Origin of the sequence: Rhizobium oryziradicis, assembly GCF_001939045.1 — a bacterium.
GTDB classification, from domain to species: Bacteria; Pseudomonadota; Alphaproteobacteria; order Rhizobiales; family Rhizobiaceae; genus Allorhizobium; species Allorhizobium oryziradicis.
Genome location: NZ_MKIM01000024.1, coordinates 441,997 through 468,119, shown reverse-complemented (window position 1 = coordinate 468,119; position 26,123 = coordinate 441,997). Strand labels below are relative to the sequence as shown.

General features: G+C 54.7%; 20 protein-coding genes. 12 read left to right on the top strand and 8 right to left on the bottom strand.

Annotated elements, in window-relative coordinates; genetic code table 11:
* The first annotated feature begins 75 nt into the window (after positions 1-75).
* Both BJF95_RS07620 and folD read left to right on the top strand, forming a co-directional pair.
* Entirely contained in the window at positions 76-849 is a 774-nt protein-coding gene (locus BJF95_RS07620) for a WecB/TagA/CpsF family glycosyltransferase (RefSeq protein WP_075638942.1), read from the top strand.
* A 111-nt stretch (positions 850-960) separates the two neighbouring features.
* Positions 961-1,860, top strand: coding sequence for a bifunctional methylenetetrahydrofolate dehydrogenase/methenyltetrahydrofolate cyclohydrolase FolD (gene folD / locus BJF95_RS07615; RefSeq protein ID WP_075638799.1), 900 nt, complete (start codon positions 961-963; stop codon positions 1,858-1,860).
* A 1-nt stretch (position 1,861) separates the two neighbouring features.
* Here the strand turns inward: folD and BJF95_RS07610 are convergent, their stop codons facing one another.
* A complete protein-coding gene (locus BJF95_RS07610; RefSeq protein WP_075638798.1) occupies positions 1,862-2,893 on the bottom strand; it encodes a LacI family DNA-binding transcriptional regulator in 1,032 nt (343 codons plus the stop codon).
* Positions 2,894-3,174: 281 nt separating this feature from the next.
* On the opposite strand from BJF95_RS07610, the gene BJF95_RS07605 reads away from it, so the two are divergent.
* The 7 genes from BJF95_RS07605 to BJF95_RS07575 all read left to right on the top strand — a co-directional run bounded on the left by BJF95_RS07605 (position 3,175) and on the right by BJF95_RS07575 (position 11,766).
* Positions 3,175-4,536, top strand: a complete 1,362-nt coding sequence (locus BJF95_RS07605) for an ABC transporter substrate-binding protein (RefSeq protein WP_075638797.1) — start codon at positions 3,175-3,177, stop codon at positions 4,534-4,536.
* Between the two features lie 99 nt (positions 4,537-4,635).
* Positions 4,636-5,646 (top strand): carbohydrate ABC transporter permease, encoded by a 1,011-nt coding sequence (locus BJF95_RS07600; RefSeq protein WP_075638796.1) that lies wholly within the window; start codon positions 4,636-4,638, stop codon positions 5,644-5,646.
* 1 nt (position 5,647) lies between these two features.
* Complete coding sequence (locus BJF95_RS07595) at positions 5,648-6,793, top strand: carbohydrate ABC transporter permease (protein WP_075638795.1); 1,146 nt, start codon at positions 5,648-5,650, stop codon at positions 6,791-6,793.
* Positions 6,794-6,882: 89 nt separating this feature from the next.
* Complete coding sequence (bglA, locus tag BJF95_RS07590; RefSeq protein WP_075638794.1) at positions 6,883-8,544, top strand: beta-galactosidase BglA; 1,662 nt, start codon at positions 6,883-6,885, stop codon at positions 8,542-8,544.
* A 23-nt stretch (positions 8,545-8,567) separates the two neighbouring features.
* On the top strand, positions 8,568-9,656 hold the full coding sequence (locus tag BJF95_RS07585; protein ID WP_075638793.1) for an ABC transporter ATP-binding protein: 1,089 nt from the start codon (positions 8,568-8,570) through the stop codon (positions 9,654-9,656).
* A 191-nt stretch (positions 9,657-9,847) separates the two neighbouring features.
* Positions 9,848-10,204: a hypothetical protein gene (locus BJF95_RS07580; protein WP_075638792.1), complete on the top strand. Its 357-nt coding sequence runs from the start codon at positions 9,848-9,850 to the stop codon at positions 10,202-10,204.
* A 299-nt stretch (positions 10,205-10,503) separates the two neighbouring features.
* Positions 10,504-11,766: a DUF2778 domain-containing protein gene (locus BJF95_RS07575; RefSeq protein WP_175577221.1), complete on the top strand. Its 1,263-nt coding sequence runs from the start codon at positions 10,504-10,506 to the stop codon at positions 11,764-11,766.
* A gap of 153 nt (positions 11,767-11,919) precedes the next feature.
* On the opposite strand, the gene BJF95_RS07570 is transcribed toward BJF95_RS07575, so the two are convergent.
* The 7 genes from BJF95_RS07570 to BJF95_RS07540 form a co-directional block, all read right to left on the bottom strand.
* Positions 11,920-13,284 (bottom strand): 2-hydroxycarboxylate transporter family protein, encoded by a 1,365-nt coding sequence (locus tag BJF95_RS07570; protein WP_075638790.1) that lies wholly within the window; start codon positions 13,282-13,284, stop codon positions 11,920-11,922.
* A 223-nt stretch (positions 13,285-13,507) separates the two neighbouring features.
* Complete coding sequence (locus BJF95_RS07565; RefSeq protein WP_075638789.1) at positions 13,508-15,730, bottom strand: methyl-accepting chemotaxis protein; 2,223 nt, start codon at positions 15,728-15,730, stop codon at positions 13,508-13,510.
* Positions 15,731-16,241: 511 nt separating this feature from the next.
* The gene (gene edd / locus BJF95_RS07560; RefSeq protein ID WP_075638788.1) at positions 16,242-18,059 is read right to left on the bottom strand and encodes a phosphogluconate dehydratase; all 1,818 of its coding nucleotides are present in this window, start codon (positions 18,057-18,059) and stop codon (positions 16,242-16,244) included.
* 195 nt (positions 18,060-18,254) lie between these two features.
* On the bottom strand, positions 18,255-18,953 hold the full coding sequence (gene pgl / locus BJF95_RS07555; RefSeq protein WP_075638787.1) for a 6-phosphogluconolactonase: 699 nt from the start codon (positions 18,951-18,953) through the stop codon (positions 18,255-18,257).
* A gap of 11 nt (positions 18,954-18,964) precedes the next feature.
* Positions 18,965-20,437, bottom strand: a complete 1,473-nt coding sequence (gene zwf / locus BJF95_RS07550) for a glucose-6-phosphate dehydrogenase (protein ID WP_075638786.1) — start codon at positions 20,435-20,437, stop codon at positions 18,965-18,967.
* A gap of 121 nt (positions 20,438-20,558) precedes the next feature.
* The gene (locus tag BJF95_RS07545) at positions 20,559-21,842 is read right to left on the bottom strand and encodes an NAD(P)/FAD-dependent oxidoreductase (RefSeq protein ID WP_175577220.1); all 1,284 of its coding nucleotides are present in this window, start codon (positions 21,840-21,842) and stop codon (positions 20,559-20,561) included.
* 17 nt (positions 21,843-21,859) lie between these two features.
* Complete coding sequence (locus BJF95_RS07540; RefSeq protein WP_425348680.1) at positions 21,860-23,278, bottom strand: glutamine synthetase family protein; 1,419 nt, start codon at positions 23,276-23,278, stop codon at positions 21,860-21,862.
* Positions 23,279-23,472: 194 nt separating this feature from the next.
* Here BJF95_RS07540 and BJF95_RS07535 point away from each other — a divergent pair, with 194 nt between their 5' ends.
* From BJF95_RS07535 to BJF95_RS07530, 3 genes are all read left to right on the top strand, one after another.
* Positions 23,473-24,606 (top strand): BaiN/RdsA family NAD(P)/FAD-dependent oxidoreductase, encoded by a 1,134-nt coding sequence (locus BJF95_RS07535; protein WP_425348682.1) that lies wholly within the window; start codon positions 23,473-23,475, stop codon positions 24,604-24,606.
* A 215-nt stretch (positions 24,607-24,821) separates the two neighbouring features.
* Positions 24,822-24,968 (top strand): hypothetical protein, encoded by a 147-nt coding sequence (locus BJF95_RS24025; RefSeq protein WP_175577219.1) that lies wholly within the window; start codon positions 24,822-24,824, stop codon positions 24,966-24,968.
* Between the two features lie 243 nt (positions 24,969-25,211).
* The gene (locus tag BJF95_RS07530; RefSeq protein ID WP_075638783.1) at positions 25,212-26,075 is read left to right on the top strand and encodes a LysR family transcriptional regulator; all 864 of its coding nucleotides are present in this window, start codon (positions 25,212-25,214) and stop codon (positions 26,073-26,075) included.
* Positions 26,076-26,123 lie beyond the last annotated feature (48 nt).

Genomic DNA, 26,123 nt, shown 5'->3' with positions numbered 1-26,123 from the left:
CATCGGGTGCGACGGGACCTGTCCCTCAATCTGCTGCGTCTTGGGCCATCCCCCTCCGATGATGAGTTCAGTCCGATGAATCTGATTGCCGCCGCAGAAAAGCTTGCTCGCAAGAAGAACATGTTTGGCGTGGACGTCTTCGATTTGTCGTGGGCGTCGGCGCTCAGTTTGATGGCGCAATATGCCGCAACGCATGATGCGCATGCCAAGGTGTCGTTTCTCAACGCCAATAACGTCAATATCCTGTTGCAGGATGACGCCTATTTTGAGGTGCTTGCACACCATCTGGTTTTGCCCGATGGTATTGGCATGGATATGGCCGCCAAGCTGTTGGATGGCGACGCTTTTGCCGCCAATCTCAACGGAACCGATTTTATTCCGGCGCTGCTGACCTATATGGAAACCCCACGTCGGATTGGCTTGCTGGGAGCAAAGCCTGGTGTTCTGGCCGGCGCAATCGCCAATTTTCGCAAGCACACGCCCTGGCATCAGTTTATTCCGGTGGCGGATGGTTATTTTGATGCCGATGAATTGCCGGTTATTCTGGAGCGCCTGAAAGAGGCTGATATTGATATCCTGTTGGTTGCGATGGGGACGCCTTTGCAGGAAAAATGGATTGAGGAGCACATCAACCAAAGCCATGCGCGTCTGGTGTTTGGTGTTGGTGCCTTGTTTGATTTTGTATCGGGCACTGTGCCGCGTGCGCCGGTGTGGATGCGCAAGCTGCGGTGCGAGTGGCTTTATCGGCTGGCGCTTGAGCCTACACGCCTTTGGCGGCGCTATATCATCGGTATTCCGGTGTTTCTGTCGCATGTTTTGCGCTTCAAGTGGCGCAAGCCTGCGCGCTGATGCCGCGGTTGGGTGAGAATTTTTGCCGTATTGATGTTTTTTCTTTTGATGGGCCTTGGACGGTGATAGCAACAGCGAACCGATGAGGCTTTCAGCAAGAGGAATGCAGACGTGGCAACGGTGATTGACGGAAAACAGGTGGCGGCTTCGGTCATTGAGGCCATCAAGGCCAGCTCTGATGCTTTCAAAAAAGAGACCGGAGACAAGATTGGTCTTGCGGTGGTGATTGTGGGTGAAGATCCTGCCAGCCACGCTTACGTCACGTCCAAAGGCAAAATGGCCAAGGAATGCGGCTTCAATTCCATTCAGCATACGCTGCCGGAAGACACCACGCAGCAAGACCTGCTGTCGCTGGTGGCCACGCTGAACAATGATGCCAGCATCCATGGCATTCTGGTGCAATTGCCTTTGCCCAAGCATTTTGATTCCGATGCCATTATCCAATCCATCCTGCCGCAAAAAGATGTTGATGGCCTGCACATCGTCAATGCTGGCAAACTGGCAACGGGCGATCTCGAAACCGGACTGATCTCCTGCACCCCTGCGGGCTCGATGCTGCTGGTGCGCCGCATCCATGGCGACGATCTCTCTGGCCTGAATGCGCTGGTGATTGGTCGCTCCAACCTGTTTGGCAAGCCCATGGCCCAGCTGTTGCTGAATGCCAACGCGACCGTGACAATGGCCCATTCCCGCAGTCGGGATTTGCCAGCCCTTGCCCGTCAGGCCGATATTCTGGTGGCCGCCGTTGGCAGGCCTGAGATGGTCAAGGCCGATTGGGTCAAGGACGGTGCCACCGTGATTGATGTTGGCATCAACCGTGTACCGGCTCCCGAAAAGGGCGAGGGCAAGAACAAGCTGGTGGGCGATGTTGCCTTTGCAGAATGCGAGCCCAAGGCAGGGGCGATCACGCCCGTGCCCGGCGGCGTTGGCCCGATGACCATTGCCATGCTGATGGCCAATACCGTGATCACGGCTTATCGATGCGCGGGCAAGGTTGCGCCAAAGTTTTAAGCTATCTTTTGTTTGGGGCAGGGCCGGTGGAGGCCCTGACCACAAGCTCTGCCTGCCAGATTTCCTGAAGCGGCGGGCCGGATGGAGACGTTGCTAAATCGGCAATCAACCGCTCGGCAATGCGGCGGCCCGCATCGCGCAAGGATGAACGGGTGGTGGTCAGCGGCACGCGAAAATGCTCGGGCTTGAGCAAAGGCAGATCATCATCATGGGCGATGACGGAAATATCCTCGCCCACCACTAGGCCTGCATCGTTAATGGCGCGTACCGCCCCCAAGGCCAGCACGGTACTGGCACATAAAATCGCCGTTGGTGCTTGCGGCTGGCGCAACAGATCGGTCATCACCCGATAGCCATGTTCGTCTGTCATCACCGTGTTGCTGGTTGCTGATTTTGGGAGGTGCAAACCAGCCCCTTTAAGCGCGCGCTCAACACCCATCTGACGCCGCACGGCAAAGTCCAGTTCCTGCGGCCCATTGAGCAGGGCGAAGCGTCGATGTCCCAAATTCAGGAGCATTTCTGTCGCGCTTGCAAAGGCTGCTTCATTATCGACATCCAGATAGGGGTAGTCTTCCGTCAGGCCAAGTGAGCGTCCGTGAACAATAAAGGGAACCGAAAGCGATTTTGCCATGGCAATGCGCGGATCGTTCTGCCGGAGGTAGGCGAGATAATAGGCATCGACTGCCCCGCTATGCACAAGGCCGCGTATGGCCTGCTCCTCTTTGGAAGGGTGGGCCGGAATGATGACAAAGTGAAAATCATGGGCCAGACATTCCTGCGCGAGGCCGTTTTGAAACTCGGCAAAGTGAATGTCTGAAAACCTGTCTTCTGAAACCGGCATGACCAGACCCAACGAGCCCGCCTTGCCGGTGGCCAGTCGCAAGGCAGCGCGGCTGGGCCGATAGCCGGTTTCGCTTGCGGCTTTCATCACCCGTTCTCGCGTTTCCGCATTGACCTCTGGATAGCCGTTCAATGCACGGCTGATCGTGGTCTGCGACAAACCGAGCAGCTCCGACAATTGTTTCAGATTCACCTGTGCACTCTCTCCCATGCGCGTCCCAAAGCGCTTTTATAGACTACTATCCCTGTCGGCAGGTGCAACTAAAAAGAACAAATGTCCAAGCTTGAGCTGTTTTGCTCATCGTTCTGGCCTGTGGATCATGATTTTAGCTGATGCAGGAAAAGCGCTTGACTCAATGGCAAACTATGGAAACAATCGGCACCCAAAGCGCTTTGAAGGCTTTTGAATGTGACAGGGTAGGATTGTTGCAGGCTGGGCAGTGAAGTGTAGGATTGGAGCAAGGGAGGCTTTCCATGAAGACCCGTTTATTTTTAGGGGTTGCAGCCGCGTGCCTTTTGGCAGGCAGTGCCGGTGCCGTCGATTTGAAGTTCAAACCCGGCGAAGACAAGAAATTCAACTGGGAGAGCTATGAAGCATTTTCCAAAGCGCATCCCTTGAAAGGTCAGACGCTGACGATTTTCGGCCCATGGCGCGGTGAAGATCAGGCTTTGTTTGAATCGGTTCTGAATTATTTCCGCGAGGCCACCGGGGCCAATGTGAAATATTCATCCTCTGAAAATTACGAGCAGCAGATTGTTATTGATACGCAGGCCGGTAGCCCGCCCAATGTGGCCATCCTGCCGCAGCCTGGCCTGATTGCCGACCTTGCCTCCAAGGGTGCATTGGTGCCACTTGGCGATGATACCAAAAAATGGCTGCTGGACAATTATGCCGCTGGCCAGTCCTGGGTTGATCTCTCCACGTACAAAGGCAAGGATGGCAAAGAGGCCGTCTATGCTTTCCCCTATAAGATCGATGTGAAATCACTGATCTGGTACGTGCCGGAAAACTTTGAGGATGCGGGCTATAAAGTGCCCAAGACCATGGAAGAGTTGAAAGCGCTGACCGAGAAGATTGCTGCCGATGGCGGCGTGCCATGGTGCATCGGTCTGGGCTCTGGCGGTGCCACCGGCTGGCCTGCCACCGACTGGGTTGAGGATATGATGCTGCGGCTCTACCCAGCCTCTGACTATGATAAATGGGTGAAAAACGAGATCAAGTTTGATGATCCAAAGGTGGTGAAAGCCATTGAGGAATATGGCTGGTTCTCGCGCAATCCAAAGTTTGTCGATGGCGGCACGGCAGGCGTTGCCTCGACCGATTTCCGCGATAGCCCCAAGGGCCTGTTTACCTCGCCACCCAAGTGCTACCTGCACCATCAGGCATCCTTCGTGCCATCCTTCTTCCCGGAAGGCACGGTTGTTGGCCGCGATGTCGATTTCTTCCCGACCCCCAATTATGCCAGCAAGCCTGAACTGGGCAATCCGGTCGAAGGCGCTGGAACATTGGTGATGATCACCAAGGAAAATCCGGCCGCAAAGGCATTTCTGGACTTCCTGAAAACCCCGATTGCCCATGAAGTGTGGATGGCACAATCGAGCTTCCTGACACCATTCAAGGGTGCCAATCAGGATGACTATGCCAATGCGCCGATGAAAAAGCAGGGGCAAATCCTGCTCAACGCAACCACCTTCCGCTTCGATGCATCAGACCTGATGCCGGGCAAGATCGGTGCCGGTGCGTTTTGGACCGGCATGGTGGATTATGCCGGTGGCAAGTCTGCTGATGACGTTGCCAAGAGCATTCAAAAAGCCTGGGATGGCCTGAAAAACTAAACCACGGCAAGGAACCGCTGCGGCTGAAATGCAGCGGTTCTCCTTGTTGCACAACGATAACAAACAGGCTGCAAAAGATCGAACGGGGAGGAGAGGGCTGTGGAGCAATTGCTCAGCGCATTGGTGACAATCGTGATCGGCGTCGGGGGCGCGCTGGTCTATTTCTTTGGCTCCAACTTGATCCTCGATCGGATTTTTCCGGCCAATGCACCGGATCTGGCCGTGGCCTCGCGCAATATGCGCATCGCCGGCATGGTGCGGCCCTGGCTTTTTCTGGGGCCAGCGCTGATCTCGCTGAGCGTCTATCTCGTCTATCCGCTGTTTGCCTCGATTATCTATTCCTTCCATGGCCGCGATGGCGTGGAGTTTGTCGGGCTTGATAATTACCGCTGGCTTTTGTCGGATCGCGAATTTCGCGAATCGATCTTCAATAACATTCTTTGGTTGATCGTGGTGCCGACATTTTCCACCCTGTTCGGCTTGATCATTGCAGCCCTGACCGATCGTATCTGGTGGGGCAATATTGCCAAATCGCTGATCTTCATGCCCATGGCGATTTCCTTTGTCGGGGCGTCGGTGATCTGGAAATTCGTCTATGATTATCGCGATGCGGGCACCGCCCAGATTGGCTTGCTCAACGCCATTGTGGTCTATTTCGGTGGCAATCCGCATGTGTGGATTTCCATGCCGTTTTGGAACAATTTTTTCCTGATGGTCATTCTGATCTGGATTCAGACTGGCTTCGCCATGGTGCTTTTGTCAGCAGCCTTGCGCGGTATTTCCGAAGAAACGGTGGAAGCGGCGGTGATTGACGGTGCCAATCCGTGGCAGATTTTCATCAAGATCAAAGTGCCACAGATTTGGGGTACGATTGCCGTGGTGTGGACCACCATTACCATTCTGGTGTTGAAGGTGTTCGACATTGTTTTGGCCATGACCAATGGCCAATGGCAGAGCCAGGTGCTGGCCAATCTGATGTTTGACTGGATGTTCAGGGGCGGTGGTGATTTTGGTCGAGGTGCTGTGATTGCCGTGGTGATCATGCTGATGGTGGTGCCAATCATGGTGTGGAACATCCGCAATGCGCGCCGCGAAATGAAGGGGCACTGAGATGAGAACCAAAGCCCTTTCGCCGCTGAACATTGCCGTTCACCTCTCCGTCCTGCTGTTGGTGATCCTCTGGACCCTGCCAACTCTTGGCATTCTCGTCACGTCGCTGCGCGACAAAAACCAGATCGTTGCCTCTGGCTGGTGGACGGCGCTGTCCAGCTCCAGCCAGAATTCCATGTATCGTGCACCTGGGGCAGACGCTCAAAAGCAAGATGGTAATCTTTTTGTCATTACCGGAAATATTCTTGAAGGCGGCGGTGGCAAGGTTACGGGCTTTGGCACGAGCAGCCTCAAGCCTGAGGAATACAAAGCGGGCGCAACCGCTGATTTGAAGGATGGCGAGAAGCTGACAGTTGAGGAAAATGGCGATTTTCGCCTGACGTCTGAAACAAAGTTTGAAGGCGGTCGCGGCCAGCGGATTTTCTTCACCGCCACCACACCACCAAAATTCACGCTGGATAATTACCGCACGGTTTTATCGGCAGAAGGCATTGGCAGATCGTTTCTCAACTCCCTGACGGTGTCCATTCCGGCGACGATTATTCCCATTCTGGTGGCGGCTTTTGCGGCCTATGCGCTGGCGTGGATGCCTTTTCCGGGACGCTCGCTGCTGCTGGCGGTGATTGTCGGCTTGCTGGTGGTGCCCTTGCAAATGTCGCTGATCCCGCTTCTCAGAATGTACAATGACATCGGGTTATTTTTCGGCGTGCCATCCAAGACTTATCTCGGCATATGGCTGGCGCATATGGGCTTTGGCCTGCCGCTCGCCATCTATCTGCTGCGCAATTACATTGCAGGCCTTCCGCGCGAAATCATGGAATCGGCGCGGGTGGATGGTGCCAGCGATTTCAAGATTTTTATCAAGATCGTTTTGCCGCTGTCCTATCCGGCGCTGGCATCCTTTTCGATCTTCCAGTTTTTGTGGACATGGAACGATTTGCTGGTTGCCATGGTTTTCCTAGGCACCGGCAATGATGAGCTGGTTTTGACCGGCCGCCTTGTCAATCTTTTGGGCTCGCGCGGCGGAAATTGGGAAATTCTCACGGCATCTGCCTTCATCACCATCATCGTGCCGGTTTTGGTGTTTTTTGTCTTGCAACGCTACCTCGTGCGCGGCCTGCTGGCCGGTTCCGTCAAGGGTGGTTGATGTTGATCTTTTGTTTTGTCGCATTTTGGGGTGCAAAGCCACGAAGCGCGTTTGCGCGCAATGCGTCTCTTCTAACAGGATGATTGTTTATGAATGCACATTTCTCCCCGGTTTCTGCCGCTGAAAAAGATTGGTGGCGTGGAGCTGTGATTTATCAGATTTACCCGCGCTCGTTTCAGGATTCGAACGGCGACGGGATTGGCGATCTGAAGGGCATCACGGCGCGTCTGTCGCATGTGGCAACGCTGGGTGCCGATGCCATCTGGATTTCGCCTTTCTTCACATCGCCGATGAAGGATTTCGGCTATGATGTGTCCAATTACACCGATGTCGATCCGATGTTCGGCTCGCTCTATGATTTTGATGCGCTGATTGCCGAGGCCCACCGCCTGGGCATCAAGGTGATGATCGATCTGGTGATTTCTCACACCTCCGATCAGCATCCGTGGTTTATCGAGAGCCGTTCCAGCCGTTTCAACGCCAAATCGGATTGGTATGTCTGGCACGATCCCAAGCCCGATGGCACGCCGCCCACCAACTGGCTGTCGATTTTCGGCGGCTCCGGTTGGCAGTGGGATGCCACACGCATGCAATATTACATGCACAACTTCCTCACCTCGCAGCCGGATTTGAATATGCACAATCCGCAGGTGCAGGATGCCGTGCTGGAGGCTGTGCGCTTCTGGCTCAAGCGGGGTGTTGATGGTTTCCGTCTGGATACCATCAACTTCTATTTCCACGACCGGCTGTTTCGCGAAAACCCGCCGTTGGCACCAGAGCGGCGCAATGCGGCAACGGCACCTGCCGTGAATCCCTATAATTTCCAGGATCACCTCTTTGATAAGAACCAGCCGGAAAACCTCGAGTTTCTCAAGCGTTTCCGGGCCGTGTTGGAAGAGTTTCCAGCCATTGCTGCGGTGGGCGAAGTGGGTGATGGCCAATATGGTCTGGAGATCGTTGGTCAATACACCTCTGGCAATGACAAGATGCAGATGTGCTATGCCTTTGAGTTTCTCGCACCCGATCCTTTAACACCGGCGCTGGTGGCCAATACCCAAAAGGCGTTTCAGCAGGCGGCTCCTGAAGGTTGGGCGTGCTGGGCGTTTTCCAATCATGATGTGGTGCGTCATGTTACCCGCTGGGGCGCTGATGTTACCGATCGGATTGGCTTTGCCAAGCAGATGGCCTCCATTCTTCTCACCCAGCGCGGGTCAGTCTGCATCTATCAAGGGGAAGAGCTGGGCCTGACCGAAGCCGATATTGCCTATGAAGATCTGCAGGATCCTTACGGTATTCAGTTCTGGCCGGAGTTCAAGGGCCGTGATGGATGCCGCACGCCGATGGTGTGGGATTCGCTTGCCCATCACGCTGGCTTTAGCTCTGGTGACAAGCCGTGGCTGCCGATTCCACTGGAGCATACGCTGAACGCGGTTTCCACCCAGGAACACAAGAGTGATAGCGTGTTTGAGCATTATCGCCGCTTCCTGCATTTCAGAAAAGAACTGCCAGCTCTGATCAAGGGTGAGATTGCTTTTGAGACGGTGACGGAAACCGGTCTGGTATACACCCGCTCATTGGATCAACAGACAGTGTTGTGCGCCTTTAATCTCTCCCCCGATGCTGCTGAATTGCCGCTGCCTGCGGCCAACTGGCAGACGTTGGAGGGGCATGGGTTCGCAAGCGAGGTGGTTGATGGCAAAGTCAGCCTGCCGGGCTGGGGTGCCTATTTTGCGATACTGAGCCAAGAATAAACAACAGAAGAAGGGGGAGGATCATGGCAAGTCTGGTTCTGAAAGATATCCGCAAGGCCTATGGCGAGGTCAAGGTGCTGCATGGCATCAACCTTGAGATCACGAAAGGTGAGTTCGTGGTGTTCGTTGGCCCGTCGGGCTGCGGCAAATCCACCTTGCTGAGAATGATTGCAGGCCTGGAAGATATTACCAGCGGCGAGATGATGATTGACGGCCAACTCGTCAATCAGGTGCCGCCGTCCAAGCGCGGCATTGCCATGGTCTTCCAATCCTATGCGCTCTATCCCCATATGAGCGTCTATGACAACATGGCCTTTGGCATGCGGATAGCGGGAGAAAGCAAGACGGAGATTGACAGGCGTGTGCGGTCCGCCGCCAGCATCCTCCAGTTAGAGACCTATCTCGATCGCCTGCCCAAGGCACTTTCTGGCGGCCAGCGCCAGCGCGTGGCCATTGGCCGCGCCATTTGCCGCGACCCAAAGGTGTTTTTGTTCGATGAGCCTTTGTCCAATCTGGATGCGGCACTGCGCGTTGCCACCCGCATTGAAATCGCCAAGCTCAGCGAGCAGATGGCCGATACCACAATGATCTATGTCACGCATGATCAGGTCGAGGCCATGACGCTGGCTGATCGCATTGTGGTGCTATCGGCGGGACGGATTGAACAGGTTGGTGCGCCGCTGGAACTGTACGAGCGGCCGGCCAATCTGTTTGTTGCGCAGTTTATTGGCTCGCCTGCCATGAACATTCTGCCGGTGACCATTTTGGAAGGTGGTGCCAACACACGCATCGCCCTTCGCGACAAATCGATTGTCTCCATTCCCATTGCCACAGACGCCGCAGAAGCGGGTAAGGCGGGCAGCTTTGGTGTACGGCCTGAGGATCTGTTTATCGCCACAGACGGCCCTTCCTTGTTCGAGGGCACGGTATCTCTGGTCGAGGCCTTGGGTGAAGTAACAATGCTCTACGTGGATGGTCCGGTGGAAGGTCAGCCGGTTGTTGTCAAGCTGCCGGGAATTGCGACCATCACCAAAGGCGACAGATTGCGGTTTGCCGCAAAACCCGACAAGCTCCACCTGTTTGATGCCGCTGGCCAAAGTTACAAACGATGAACTGTTGATGTTATTGGAGTTTTAACCAAACAAATAAACAAAACCTCCCCCCGAATAATGGTGGGTTCTGCGCTCATTTTCTGTTAAGCTCACTCTTCTAGCGTAAGGTCATGTTTTTAGACTTGGTTGGGGTGTGTACAATGGCTGTAGTGGGCGGTGGGGCAAACTATCTTCGGCGCGAAGAATCGTTCATGTACGATCGGGAAAACCGGTTCCGCATGGAAGATACGACGAATTCCGGGCGGATCGAATTTACAGAAAAAGGCATGACACATGTGGCGTCGCGCCGATGTGACGTTGTGCGTATTTCACTCAGCGGCGCGGTGATTTCGCTGCTCACCCAGTTCAATCTGCCGCAGCAGTTTTATCTGGATATTCCCGATGCGCGGATTACCAAGGTTGGTAGTCTGTTGATGAAAACCTTCGCAAACAACACCGCCGAGGTTCGGTTTTTGCGGCTTTTGACGCAAAAGGAGCTGGATAGGATTTTCATTTTCAGTACCCATCCAGCCCATAAAGACCGGGTTATGGATGTTCGATCCTGGTAAATATTTCGCGATATAAAATGTGATCGTAAAAGGGTGGCTTTGGCCGCCCTTTTGTTTTTTCAACACAAATCGTCAAAATTCAGCTCGTTTTCACGCCTATCGCTGGCGGCCAAGACAGAATGAACGGGTTTGTAAACACTTTAGTTACCAAGTTTCTTCATCCTTTATCTCAAGTGCATGTATCGCGTTTGCCGCTGAGGCCGACGGTTGTGTGTTCGTATTGAGTAAGGGTGTGGCATGTGAGCCGCCGGTCCTCTGTCGGGCTGTGAGTGTAATGAGTTGCGAGTATGGCGTTGGCGATGGATTTTTTTCCGGGTTCTTATCGTGCCCGGCGTGGCGTTTCCAATATGATCCCCCGGCTCATGTCAGGTGCTGCTCTGGTTGGCGGCGGCTTGGCGGCCAGCCTTTGCGTGGCCATCACATTTGGCGCTCTGCACGGCATTGGTGCGTCGTCGGTTGCCAAGATTGGCAATTATGAACGTGACATGGCGTCGGATTTCCGCGCAAGTCTGATGCTGCCCAAGCCCCCTGCTTTGCCCGAGCATGACCGCCTGGCTCTGCAAAATCGTGTTGTTCCGAAATGGCATGATCAAGCCAGCAAGCGTCAAGATATGGCGCTGACAATGCCACAATCACGGCCACTCGATTCGACGGGTCGCGCCATTTTGGAGCAGGCTTTGGCGGTGTCCATTGCCGAACGGGCTTTGGCTGAGCGCTGGAACAGCGACACCGGAGCGCAGATTGCATTGGCCGCCGCCAAATCTGCAACGCCGGAAATGCCGCCCAAGCAGTTGGCAGACGCGATTTTGAAAAATGCAGCTCCGCTGAAATTGGCTCAGGCGCTGCCTGCGCAATTGCAAACACCAGCCCCGCTGATGACGGCAGAGGTGCCGCGTCCTTCCGTTCAGGTGGCAATGTTGCCAAGCTCCGGTCCGTCACCGATCATGCGCCCGCGCGAAGATCCGTTTGTGAAAGTTCTGGCGGATGAGCGCAGTGTGGCGGGGGATACGCCTGCGACCAAAACCATTCCGCTGAAGCCAGCCCCGGAACGCACGGCACCCAAGACGCTGTTGGCCTATGCCCGCTCGGAAGATACGATGGATGGCGATGATAGCCCATCGATTTTTGGTCGGCGTGCGTCGCTGCCCGGTCGTGGCAGCGGAGTTGCGGTTTATGATATTTCGTCAGCGACTGTGTATATGCCCAATGGTGAAAAGCTGCGCGCCCACTCTGGCCGTGGTGAAAACCGCGACAATCCCCGCTCGGCGCACATCAAAAATCGTGGCGTGACGCCGCCGAATATCTATCGGTTGACCATGCGTGAAAGCCTCTTTCACGGGGTGCAAGCCCTGCGGATGACGCCAGTGGGCGGCAATAACATGTATGGCCGCGACGGATTTTTGACCCACACCTTCATGCTGCGTGTTCGCGGTGATTCCAGTGGTTGTGTGGTGTTTGAACAGTATCCGAAGTTCCTCAGCGCTTACAAGCGCGGCGATATCAAGACATTGATCGTGGTGCCAAGTGTGTCGGAACTGCCAAAATATATGGCCAAGCTATAGGACCAACGAAAGAAGCGGCGGGATGGATCATCCCGCCGCTTCTTTTTTGGCTTTAGAGTTTGTCAGGGAAAAGTGGAATCCGGTTTTCCCGAAAAGACAAACGAAAACAAAGACATTTAGAGCGTGGTAGGTTCAGTTTGAACCAGACAGACTCTATACGAGATGCTGGAACGCCAGAATGGCGCAAGTGACGGTGATAGCGCCGCCAATGCGGGTGGCAATCTGCGAAAATGGCATCAGGCTCATGCGATTTGCAGCGGTGAGAATGGCAATATCGCCGGTTCCGCCCTGGCCGCTGTGACAGCCAACCACCACGGCTACATCGATGGGAAACATTTTGACGAGCCGGGCCGTCACAAAGCCTGTTCCAATCAGCGTCAATACGGTGGCGACCACAGTGACCACGGTTTGGAGCGTAAAGGCGCTGACAAAGGACTGCCATGGCGTGTAGGAAATGCCCATGGCAAACAGCAGGGGCCATGTGACGATGCGCGAGAAGAAGGCATAGACCTCGCGACCACCATCTTCAAGGCTTGGCGAAATCAGTTGCGCCAGCTTTGCCGCAACAATCAAAAACAGCATGGTGATGGGGGCGGGGAAATCAAACAGCCTCTGGGCCAAAACACCCACCAGATAAAAACTGACAATGGTCACGCCAGCCGTTGCGATCATGGCTCGATCAATTGGTTCAGGTGCCGCCGTTTTGCGGTTGATATCCACATTCAGCAACCCTGCCTGCAAGCGACCTTCGCCGGTAAGGGTGGGATAGCGCTTGCCCAGAACATTGAGAAGGCCACAGACGACCACGGCTGTAAAACTGCCCAGCATGACCACCGGGATGATTTGCGCAAAGATCTCGGTTTGCGGCTGCGATAGAACGCCTGAATAGCCCATGGACAGCGGGATTGCGCCTTCGCCTAAGCCTCCTGCCATGATGGGCAGAACGGTGAAAAACAGACTGCGCTGGAAGGTCATGCCCATGGCCATACCGATCAACGTGCCAACCACCATGGCTGTGATAGAGCTGATCGCCAAAGGCACAAAGATTTTCAAAAAGCCGGCAATCAGAACGGTCCGGTCCATGCTCAAAATGCTGCCAACGATAATGGCGGCGATGTAAAGATAGAGAAAGTTCGAGCTTTTGACAAAAACATCAATGGCTTGCGCAACGGGTGGCGGAATGATTCCATAAAACACCATGGCAGAAGGCACCACAAAGCACATGATGGCCGCGCCGCCCATCAACCCCAGCCAGGGCAACCATCGGCCAAGCTGCATGAAAAAGAAGCCGCCAAAGGACAAAATTGCAATCGACATGGTCAGGTCTGACGGCACCTTGCCGGTGAGCGTGAAGGCGACAATCAGCAAAAAAAGCAGAATATAGATTGGCACGGGAATGACGCCAACCTTCATATCCACAATGCGCCACCATTTTTCCCGCCATCCTGTTGCAGAGGCGTCAGGCGTGCTGCTTGGCTGGCCATTGGTGTTGTGATCGCTGTTTGGTAATGAAGACACTCTGAACTCCTGTCTGTCTGCGTCCTTTCGTTCTATAGAACCACCAGAAAAGGTAAATTGAAATTCGTCGTGATCAGAAGCAGATGAAAACTGTTACAGCGTCCTTTGTGCACCAGGCATGACGCACAAAGGACGCTGTAAACACAAACGGCGAGGTCCAAGACCCCGCCGTTTGTGTTCTACAATCTGTCAGGCTTCCCTGATTCGGGCCACCATGATGGTGTCAGGCGGCGCGACGCATGCCGTAACCGCTGGCATCGACCTTGAAGCGAGAAATCAGATTGAGCAGATGGATTGTTTCATCGGCGAGCTTTGATGTGCTGGCAGCGGCCTCTTCAACCATGGCAGCGTTTTGCTGTGTGACCTGATCCATCTGGTTTACGGCTGTGCTGACTTCGCTCAGGCCCGTGGATTGCTCGTTGGCAGCCGTTGCAATGGAGGTGACCTGGGCTGCAATGCCGACCACTTTTTGCTGGATTGACCACAGAGCTTCTCCGGTGCTGGTCACCAGTTTTACCCCGGTTTCCACCTCGTTGGAGGATTTGGTGATCAGCGCCTTGATATCTTTGGCAGCTGTTGCCGAGCGCTGTGCCAATTCCCGTACCTCTTGCGCCACTACGGCAAAGCCCTTGCCAGCCTCGCCCGCACGGGCGGCTTCAACGCCCGCGTTGAGGGCCAGAAGATTGGTCTGGAAGGCGATTTCGTCAATCACATTGATGATCTGGGTGATCTCCTTGGAGGCTTGCTCAATCCGGCTCATGGCAGCGGTGGCATCCTTGACAACATCGGCTGAGTTTTCGGCATATTGGCGCGCCTCGGTGACCATATGGCTGGATTCCTGCGCCCGCTCCGTTGACGTTTTGACGGCCACGGTGATTTCTTCGAGCGCTGATGATGTTTGCTCCAGTGAGGCGGCTTGCGTTTCGGTGCGGCGTGACAGATCATTGGATGCTTGGCGGATTTCATCCGCACCACCATTGATAACGTCTGCCGATTGCCGCACCTGCTGCATCAGGCTGCGCAAGGTGGCCATGGTTTCGTTGACATGGGCTTGCAGCTCGCAGAACACACCTTGGTAGGTTCCGGCCATGCTCTCTGTGAGATCACCCTGTGAAAGAGCCAGGATGACGCGCTTGGTCTCGGATACGCTCTGATCGACAGATGTCACCAATGTGTTGACGTTGCGGGCAAAGGCATCCAGATCAGGATTGTCGTAACGCTTGGTGATCCGTTTGGTGAAGTCACCAGCAACCGCCGCCGACACCACGCCGGCGATATTGGATTGCAGGTCGGCTTTTTCTTCCTGCAACGCGGCTTCCTGCAGAGCCAGATTGCGAATCTTAATCGCATTTTGTTTGAAGACATTCACGGCTTTGGCCATGCTGCCAATTTCATTGTTGAGCGACGTGCCGGGAACCTCGGTGTCGAGCTGGTTTTCCGCGAGCTTTGCCATGGCAGACGTCAGCGTTGCAATGGGGCTGTTAATGCTGCGGGCGATGACCAGTGACAGGACGATGGCGACGATGAGCGCGAGGGCGGCTGCCACTTCCGAAGTGTAGACCGAATTGCTCATGGCTGTTGCAATCTGCGGACCCAGCGCATCTTGCTTGTCCAGATGAGCGCGCTTGAAAGCCTCTGTGTCCAAGCCCATTTGTGGGCCGACAACATTCAAAACGTCATGGATAACCATATTGCGCTTGAGAATGACCGTTTTGACTTTCTCCAGATCCCGAGTGTAATTGTCGAGATCCGTTAATGTCGCTTCCAGTATTCTCTTGTTTTCCGGGGCTTTCAGCGTTGCAGCCAGCTCTTTGCCTTCAGCAAGCGCCCGTTTTGAATCGTTCACACCGGCATCGAAATCTTTAAGATCATTGTTGAGAAGGAATTTTGTGATGGCGAGGCGCATAGAATAGATTGAGGAGGTCAATGTGTTGACCTTCAGGGTCGCATCTGTATCTTTTGCCGCAATCAGCTGGCTGTTCAACTCCGCCAGATTTCCAAGGATATTCGATCCCAAAACAACCAGGCTGTTATTCACCAATTCATCCTGCTCAACCTGAGCCTGAATGACGGTGTCAAATGCATTGCTGTAATTTTTAATTTGGGTGACAAACCCGGCGACGGCAGACTTTTCAGACTCATTCTGCACCAGGCTTGTCAGTGTCTTGCTGATGTCCTCAACGGTCTTCATGCGGGCTTTAAATGCGTCGATGCTCTGGGGCGAGGGCTGCTGTCTGTATTTAAAGAAAGCAAGGCGCGCTTCCAGCATATTGGTTTGAATATGGCCGGCCTCGTTTGAAAGGTCGGCTGCGTGATGATAGTTGGAAAAATCCGTGCCGCTGCTGGTGTTGGAGTAAACAGACGCGCCCGCAATGATCATCAAAATTGCGATGACAACGCCAAAGCCTCCATAAATTTTCTGGGTGAGCGTCATATTGTCGAGCATTTTTCAAAATCCTCTTTCCCGTGCAGGCATGCGCATGCTGCAACTTTCAATTCAATTTGAAAGCAGGGAATACAGAAGGTGTATTTAAAAAACAGTGAATGCAATTTTAGATTTAAATCATTGAATAAATTCTATTATTATTGACGGCTCTCAACAATCTTCACCTTGGATAAATTTGATTTTTGCTAATTTTTGGCACAATAAGTGTCAATCACATGTCATTTTTCAAGAATTTTAAACAGGTTTATTCTTTCAACCGAAGTTGAGAAAAAATTTTATGAATGTGTCGTTTGATCTATTTTGGGCGTCAAGAAAGACAATATTGCCGATCCGTCAGCACTGTGAATTGATACTGTCCCAGGTCTTGAAAGGCTGCACGGCGCTGCGGCTAAAGTACCAAGATGTCAGAGCATGACAGAGACTTCGAAAATCTCAGCCCGTCAGCCAAGAGCATCGTGCCGAAAATCGGAAATTGCACGATGCTCTCGGTTGTTGTTTTCAGACCAAAGCTTTAGAACAAAACGCTGGCACCTTGATCTGCCGGGCCGGCAAGGCGGCGTAATGGTGCGAAAAGCTCGCGCCCCATGCCGAATTCATTGTCCGACAGGTCTATAACAATCGCAGGTCGTGCTGCAAATTCAGATGCATCCATCAGCACTTCAAGTGTTCCCGCCACGGCATCAAGACGGATCATATCGCCATCCTTGATCTTGGCGATTGGCCCGCCGTCTACGGCTTCCGGCGTGACATGGATGGCGGCTGGCACCTTGCCCGATGCACCGGACATGCGGCCATCAGTGATCAGGGCCACCTTGAAGCCACGGTCCTGCAACACGCCGAGCGATGGTGTGAGCTTGTGCAACTCCGGCATGCCATTGGCCTTTGGACCTTGGAAACGCACCACGGCCACAAAATCGCGGTTCAGCTTGCCATCCTTGAAGGCATCCAGCAGCGCCTGCTGGGTGTGGAACACCACAGCAGGGGCCTCAACGATATGGCGCTCCGGCTTGACGGCGGAAATCTTGATCACCGCCTTGCCCATGTTGCCGGTCAGCATTTTCAAGCCGCCATTGGCCTGAAATGGCGCTTCAATCTGCGAGAGCACCTTGGGGTCAGCGCTTTGCTCTGGCGATGGCTGGCGCAGCACGGTGCCATCTTCGTTCAGATGTGGCTCGATGGTGTAGGCGGCAAGGCCCTGACCAAACACCGTGCGCACATCATCGTGCACAAAGCCGGCTTTGAGCAATTGCTTGATCAAAAAGCCCATGCCGCCCGCGGCGTGGAAATGGTTCACGTCGGCAGAGCCATTGGGATAGACGCGCGCCAGCAAAGGCACGATGTCGGAGAGATCGGAAATATCCTGCCATGTCAGCTGGATGCCGCCCGCACGCGCCATGGCAATCAGGTGCATGGTGTGGTTGGTGGAGCCGCCTGTGGCGTGCAGGCCGACAACGCCATTGACGATGGAGCGCTCATCAATCATTTCGCCAGCCGGGGTAAACTCATTGCCAAGGGCTGTGATGGCCAGCGCCCGCTTGGTGGCTTCGCGGGTCAATGCATCGCGCAGCGGCGTGCCGGGATTGACGAAAGACGCGCCGGGCATGTGAAAGCCCATGATTTCCATCAGCATCTGGTTGGAATTGGCAGTGCCGTAGAAGGTGCAGGTGCCGGGACCGTGATAGGATTTGGATTCGGCTTCCAGCAATTCCGCGCGGCCAACCTTGCCTTCGGCATAGAGCTGGCGAATGCGGTTTTTCTCGTCATTGGGCAGGCCTGTGGTCATCGGACCAGCCGGAACGAACACGGATGGCAGATGGCCAAAGGTGAGGGCGGCAATCATCAGGCCGGGCACGATTTTGTCGCAGACGCCGAGAAACACGGCCGCATCAAACATATTGTGCGACAGGCCAATGCCTGCCGCCATGGCAATAATATCGCGCGAAAACAGCGACAATTCCATGCCGGGCTGGCCCTGGGTAACGCCATCGCACATGGCTGGCACACCGCCTGCCACCTGCGCCACGCCGCCAACCTCTGCTGCTGCCTTGCGGATCAGATCGGGGAAATGCTCAAACGGCTGATGGGCTGAGAGCATGTCATTATAGGCGGTGATAATGCCAAGATTGGGGACGGTGTCGCCAGCAAGTGCTGCCTTATCCCCGGGGGAACAGACCGCAAAGCCGTGGGCGAGATTGCCACAGGCCAGCGCACCGCGTTTCACACCCTTGGTGGAGGCGTGGCGAACCCGTTCCAGATAAGGTTCGCGGGTTGGCTTGGAGCGCTCAACAATACGCTTGGTGATAGCCTCAATACGACGGTCGGCACTCATAGGGGTATATCCTTCCTGATGAGAGCATTTCCAGCAAACGTGGGATGCGGTTTTGCGTCCGGAAATGCATAAAAACAAACAGCAACTGCGCGGATGAAGGCTCTTCAGCCACGGTGTGACCCGATTGAGGGTCTTAAAGAGGGGCCGCCCACTCAGGCGGCCATTTGCCCGGCCTATGCCACAAGGGCTGGCACTTTACGGTGCCCAGTAAATCTCGACAGGGGTTTCAGCCCGGCCCAGCACGGCACGGATCGGCATTTCGGCCTCATCATCTCCGCTCAGAGCCTTTTCCAGCACGGATTTTTTCTCAGGCCCTTCGATATGCACGACCAGAAGACCGGCATCGGCGATGCTTGAGAACGACAGGGTCAGCCTTGGCTCGCCTGCGCCCGCCGCTTCCATGGTCATTACCCGTGGCGGCAGCTCAAGGTCCAGAGCGTCCTCGAGATTGTCACCACCCGGAAAGAAGGAGGCCGTATGGCCATCGGCACCCATACCAAGGATCACCACATCCAGCGGCGTTCCCATTTCGGAAACAGCGTCGGTTGCCACAGTGGCCGCCGCTTCAATATCGGCTTCCGGTTGATACAGCGGAATAAACTCCGCTTCGCTTGCCGCATTTTTCAAGAGATGGGTGGCAACCAGCAGGTGGTTGGAGCGCGGATTGTCTGCTGGCACAAATCGCTCGTCCACCAATGTCACCGACACTTTGCTCCAATCCAATGGCTTTTTTGAGAGCGCCTCAAAAAAAGCCTTTGGGGTGGAGCCTCCAGAGACGGCCAGTGTGGCGCTGCCACGGTTTGTGACCGACTCCGACAATGTTGCCGCAACCTTGTCCGCTAACGCTTCCGCCAGCGCCGGTCCATTGTCAAAGCTATGCAATGTATGCGCCATGTGATGTTTCCTCAGTCCAGCTCGTGCCATGTGCGACCATCGCGCTCAATCAGCGCAATGGCCTGACTTGGACCCCAGGTGCCGGATGTGTAGCCCTGTGCCTTCTGACCAATTTCTTCCCAGGCCTTCAGGATCGGATCAACCCAGTTCCATGCGGCTTCCACTTCGTCGCGGCGCATGAACAGCGTCTGGTTGGAGCGGATCACGTCCATCAACAGGCGCTCATAGGCATCAGGATTGCGCACGCCAAAAGATTCGGCAAAGCTCATATCCAGCGATACATGGCGAAGGCGCATACCGCCCGGACCCGGATCTTTAATCATCAGCCATTGCTTCACACCTTCATCGGGCTGCAAGCGGATAACCAGCTGATTGGCCTCGATGCGGCCAGCGGCCTCATCAAAGATCGAATGGGGGATTGGCTTGAATTGAATGACGATTTCCGACATGCGGGCAGCCAAGCGCTTGCCGGTGCGCAGGTAAAACGGCACACCCGCCCAGCGCCAATTGTTGATCTCGGTCTTGATCGCCACAAAGGTTTCGGTATCCGATGCCGCTTCCAGCTCTTCGGTATAGCCCTTGACCGGGCCACCAGCGGACGCGCCAGCCTTATATTGACCGCGCACGGTCATTTTCTCAACATTGGCAGCGGTGATGGGCTTCAATGCGCGCAGAACTTTCAGCTTTTCATCGCGCAGCGCTTCCGAATTCATCGAAGATGGAGGCTCCATGGCCACAAGGCAAAGCAGCTGCAAAATGTGGTTCTGCACCATATCACGCAGCGCACCGGCCTTGTCATAATAGGTCACGCGGCCTTCAAGGCCCACAGATTCGGCAACCGTGATCTGCACGTGGTCAATATGGGCCGAGTTCCACAAAGGCTCATAGAGCGCATTGGCAAAGCGCAGTGCCATCAGGTTCTGTACGGTTTCCTTGCCGAGATAGTGGTCGATACGGAAGATCTGTTCTTCCTTGAAGGCTTTACCAATGGTGTCGTTGAGCACTTCAGCGGAAGCCAGATCACGGCCAATCGGCTTTTCCACCACGATACGGGTGGTTTTGGTGATCAGCTTGTGATCGCGGATCTTGTCGGCAATATCGCCGAAGATGGAGGGCGAAACGGCCAGATAAAAGGCGCGCACAATGTCTTTGCCGCTATCCAGCAGCTTTTTCAAAACATCCCAGCCCTTGTCGGACTTGGCATCCACCGAGACATAGTGCAGGCGTGCGAGAAAGCGCTTGACTTCGCTTTCTTCCAGCTCGTCTTCTTTCAGGAATTCTTTCAAGGCCTTATGGGCAAATTCGCGGTATTCATCATCCGTCATTGGCGAGCGCGAGGCACCGATGATGCGGGTTGGTTCCGTCAATTGCCCGGCAAGCTGGCGATGGTAGAGCGCTGGCAAAAGCTTGCGTTCGGCAAGGTCCCCGGTGCCGCCAAAGACGACATAGTCAAAGGGTTCGACAGGAATAATCTGGCTGCTCATAAGGGCATCTCTCACTCACGATTGTGGCACGACGTTTGGGAACGATGGACGGACTTTATATAATTCAATCGATTTAAAAATACCAGTGGCCCGGACGATAAATCCCGCGCCATGGCATTTTTCAGAAGCGGTCACGCAGCGCATACCAACTGAGTGCCAGCACAAGCAGCGGTGATCGCAGCCATTGCCCGCCTGGAAAACGTGGAATTTTCAGATCCTTGAACAAGTCCAGCTCGCTGCTTTCTCCCAAAACCGATTTGGCAAACAATGTACCGCAATAATTTGACAACATCACGCCATGACCAGAAAAACCTGCAACAGAGATCACCCCGGGCATAACTTCACGCGCATAGGGCTGACGGTTCATGGTGATGCCGACCGAGCCACCCCAGGCATGGGTCATCTCAACGTCGTTCAGGGCCGGATAAAGCTCGGTAATCTGGCGGCGAATATGGCTGGAAATATCGCGGGGGCTATCCGCAGTGTAGGCCTCGCGCCCGCCAAACAGCAGTCGCCCGTCGCGGGTCTTGCGAAAATAGCGCACCACAAAGCGCGAATCCGCCACGGCTTCTGATCCGGGAATAACCTCTGGAAAATCATCCAGCGGCACGGTGGCACCAATGAATGAGCGGATCGGCATAACGTGTGCCGCCGTGATCGGCTCCAGATTGCCAATATAGGCATTGGTGGCAATCAAGACCTTGTTGGCGGTGATCGAGCCGCGTTCCGTGTCAATGATTGTCTTGCCGCCCACTTGTCGAATGCTGACGGCCTTGGTCATTTCAAACAGGGCGGCACCTGCATCCTTGGCAGCTTTGGCCAACCCCACCAGCAGTTTAAGTGGATGGATATGGCCGGTGCCGACATCGCGCGTGCCGCAATAATATCGGCTGGAGCCCAGCCGCTCAGTCGTTTCCGCCCGGTCCATAAATGTCATATGCGGATAGCCAAACCGCTCGGTAAAGATCTCAACGCTTTTGCGCACGTCTTTTTCGGTGCCGCGCTTGTGCTCGACATTCAATTGGCCGGGCATGAACTCCATGTCGATCTGGTGATCTCGGGCAAAATCCAGCACATAGGCCTTGGCATGTTCGGCCATGTCAAACAGCGCCTTGGCGCGCTCAAAGCCGAATTCGGCTTCCATCTCTTCGGGATAAGCGCGCTGACCGGTGCCAAACTGACCGCCATTGCGGCCTGACGCGCCATCGCCAAACCGCCCGCCTTCAATCAGCACCACGCCAACACCGGCCTTGGCCAGCGTGTAGGCTGCCTGCAAGCCGGTGTAGCCGCCGCCAATAATGGCGACGTCAGCCGTTTTTGATCCATCCATCGCCGGGTATTCCGGCCGCTCACCAACGCTTGCCTGATACCAGGACAGGCCGGGCGCAATTGGGCTTTGCCACATAAGGCGCTCCTTTGATGTCACACGTTCAAAAGCAGGAATTCGCGCTCCCAGGGGCTGATCACCTGCATGAAGGTTTCAAACTCGCCGCGCTTGACGCCAGCATAAATGTCGATGAAACCCTGGCTGAAAACGGTGGCAAAATCGGGCTCGGCCTCCATCAAAGCAACGGCTTCCAAAAGCCCGCGTGGCAGCTCAATCGAGCCTTCATTGGCGGAATCATGGGTTGGCTCGGTTGGCTCAATGGCATTGCAAATCCCCAAATACCCGCAGCCCAGCGATGCCGCCAGGGCCAGATAAGGGTTTGCATCCGAACTTGGCAGACGGTTTTCCACCCGGCGCGCTGCCGCATCCGACACCGGCACACGAAACGCCGTGGTGCGGTTATCATAACCCCAGGCATTGTTGACCGGGCAGGCCATGTCGGGGGTCAGGCGACGATAGGAATTGACGTAAGGGGCCATCATCACCAGCGAGCTTGGCACGTATTTTTGCATGCCGCCAATGAAGTGGAAGAACTCTTTTGACGGCGACCCATCCGGGTTGGAAAAGATGTTCCGGCCGGTATTCTTATCCACCACGGATTGGTGAATATGCATGGCCGAGCCGGGCTGACCCTGCATGGGCTTGGCCATGAAGGTGGCGTAAATGCCGTGCTTGAGGGCTGCCTCGCGAATGGTGCGCTTGAACAGAAACACCTGATCGGCAAGCTCGATCGGATCGCCATGGCGCAGGTTGATCTCCAGCTGGGCCGGACCTTCTTCATGGATGAGCGTATCAATCTCCAGCCCTTGGGCAGCGGAGAAGTGATAAATATCGTCAATCAACTCGTCGAATTCATTGATGGCAGCGATGGAATAGCCTTGTCCACCGACAATTGAGCGGCCCGAGCGCCCCTTTGGCGGATGCAGCGGATAATCGGGATCGTCATTGACGGCGACCAGATAAAACTCGATTTCCGGCGCCACCACCGGCTTCCAGCCTTTTTCCTCGTAGAGCGACAACACGTTTTTCAACACATTGCGCGGTGTGTAGCTGACCTTCTCGCCCTCGGTGCCGACGATATCGCAAATCACTTGCGCGGTGGGGTCGGTCTCCCACGGCACCACAGAGAGCGTGGAGAGGTCTGGCACCAGTTTGATGTCGCTATCGCGGGAATCATAGCGGAAATTGCCGGTTTCTTCAGGGTATTCGCCCGAAATCGTGTGGCGATAGAGCGCCGATGGCAGCGCGAGCGATGTGTTGCTGGTGAATTTCGAAGTTGGCATCATCTTGCCGCGCGGCACACCGGCCAGATCGGGCGTGATACACTCAATATCCTCAATGCCACGGCTTTGAAGCCAGACAGCTGCTTCTTTCCAGCTGCTTACACCTCGTGTTGCGCTGATGTCTGGTGGAATGCTTGCTTTTTTGGATGCCGCGCCTTTGGGTCTGAGCATTGTTTTCTTTGCAGGCATATTTCACCGGGTTTTTGTTACAGGTGAGCCTATCATATCGCGCTAAAAGCAATTGGCGAGAGGCAAAGCGCGATTGACAGCGTATTCTATATGGAAAAGAGAGAGGTTTGAGCGGACAGGAGCAGGTTTTGAGCAAAACAGTCGATGTGGTAATTATCGGGGCCGGTGCCGCCGGCATGATGGCGGCAATTCGTGCCGGTCAGCGTGGGCGACGGGTGTTGGTGCTGGATCACGCCAAGGCTCCCGGTGAAAAAATCCGCATCTCCGGCGGCGGACGTTGTAATTTCACCAATATCCATGCAGGGCCGAAAAACTACCTGTCCTCCAATCCGCATTTTGCCAAATCCGCCTTGGCGCGCTTCACCCCGCAGGATTTTCTGGCGATGGTGGAGGCGCACAAGATCGCCTGGCACGAAAAGACCTTGGGCCAGCTATTTTGCGATGATAGCGCCAAAGATATTATTCGCATGCTGCTCGAAGAGATAAGAGCTGCCAACGTCAAACTGCAATTGCAGACCGAGATCGAGGCGGTACACAAAACCGAGGGTGGCTTTGATGTTGTGACCAATCAAGGCACAGTTGCCTGCCAATCGGTGATTATTGCCACCGGCGGCAAATCCATTCCCAAAATGGGTGCCACCGGCTTTGCCTATAAAATTGCCGAGCAATTTGGCTTGTCTCTGATCGAGACCCGGCCCGGACTGGTGCCGCTGACCTTGGAGCCGGGGCTGTTGGGCGAGCTTGCAGCGCTTGCCGGCGTGGCGGTTGATGCCTCGATCAGCCATGGGAAAACGGCGTTTCGCGAGGCTTTGCTGTTTACCCACCGGGGCTTGAGCGGGCCATCCATCTTGCAAATTTCATCGTACTGGCGCGAAGGTGATAGCATTACCCTGTCACTGGAGCCCAACACCGACTTTCTGGACATTCTCAAAGCCGCTAAGCGCGACAATGGCCGTCAGGCGGTGCAGACCGTGCTTTCAGCGCATCTTCCAAAACGCTTGGCACAATATTGTGTCGAGCGGGCAGGGATCACAAAGCCACTGGCCGATCTCTCTGATAAAGCTTTGATAGGTTTGGTGGAATCCGTGCAGAAATGGACTTTGAAACCAGCTGGATCGGAAGGCTATCGCACAGCAGAAGTCACGCTCGGTGGTGTCGATACCAAGGATCTAGATTCCAAAACCATGCAGGCCAAAACCGTTCCCGGCCTTTATTTCATTGGTGAAGCGGTGGATGTTACCGGCTGGTTGGGAGGCTATAATTTTCAATGGGCCTGGGCATCCGGCCACGCGGCAGGCTTGGCGGCATAATTCGGGATTTGTAAACTATATTTCAGCATGGCGACCAATGTTTGCGCTGACCTCACTTTCACCACGATTTCTTTCAACAGTTGTTAATATGACTGGCCCATCGTGATGTCACACAAACGTCTTTTTCGTTTACAGGAAGACTTTTGAGGTTAGGATCGGCCTATGGGATTGATTCCCAACCCAGCTTCTGGGTTAACTTTTGGAAAGTGCTGCCAATGACCAGACAAGTCCGGAAGCCTCGCGCCATTGCTATCGCGAAAGTGCGCGAAGATCAGAACAAGATGATTGTGCGCACCGCAGCCCTCGGGCTTGTGGCGAGCTTTCTTGGCTATGGATTGATGGTCCTTGGCTTTTTGGGCTGAAGCCTTTTTTCCAGACAACCAACTTGCGTAGCCAAGCCAATGCGCGGCGCATTCTTGGAAATGGCGCATTTGCGTAAAATTCATAAAATTCGTCTTCCGTTTGACGAGGCGTGTCGCGCGAGAATGTGCTTTGCGCAGCAAGCAATCCTATAAAATCGATCATGATAACCTCCAGTGTTGAGGTCAGTTTAGTTTTTCATTTTCGATGGATATACGCTTCACATTGCATTATGTTTTTCAATTATGAAAAACATCTCCTGGGATAGCTATCAGCTTTTTATCAAGGTCGCCAATGCTGGCGGCTTGAGTGCGGCTCAAGCGGTAAGCGGTTTAAGCCCCGCGACATTAAGCAGGCGCATGCTGGCGCTGGAACAACAACTGGGCCGCAGCCTGTTTGACCGCAGCCAGACCGGCTATGCGCTAACCCGCGATGGCTACGCTCTTCTTGATCATCTGAAATCATTCGAGTCGGCTGAGAGGGCTGTGGACATCTGGAGCCAGAACACCAGCGCCCCGGCTCTGGTGCGGATAACAGTGGGCACATGGATTGCCTGGTTTATGGCGCAAAATTTTGCACGTATCCAAAAAGAGCAAGATAACGTCCGCATCGAATTGTGCGTGACGGAAGAGCGCGCCGCCCTTGCGCATCGAGAAGCCGATATCGGCATTCGCGCCGTCGAGCCGCAGGAGCTCAACCTGACGAAAACGCTGTTGGGCGAGGTGGCCTATTGCGCTTATTGCCACCGCAATGTCCGCGATTGGCAGCATTTGCCCTGGCTTGCCGTTTTGCCCCATCACGCCATTTCCGCCTATCTGCGCTGGCCCCATGAGCATCATGCAGGCGAGATCACGGTGATGGTCAATCGGCCGCGCTCCTTGATGGATCTTGCAATTGCAGGTGTCGGGCGGGTGGTTCTGCCGTGCTTTGTTGGTGACCCAGATCCGCATTTGCAGCGCGCAGGCGATGAGATTGTTGCATTGCGCCATAGGCAATGGCTGGTCACCCATAATGATGACCGTCACCGAGCAGAAATTCGGCTCCTTTCCAAACGAATAGTGGGTTTGATCAAGGCGCAAGCCGATATTTTTCGGGGGAGAAACGCCTGAATTTCTAAATTCGGGACGTCTGAGCCGATATCCCTCCAAATCTAGGGA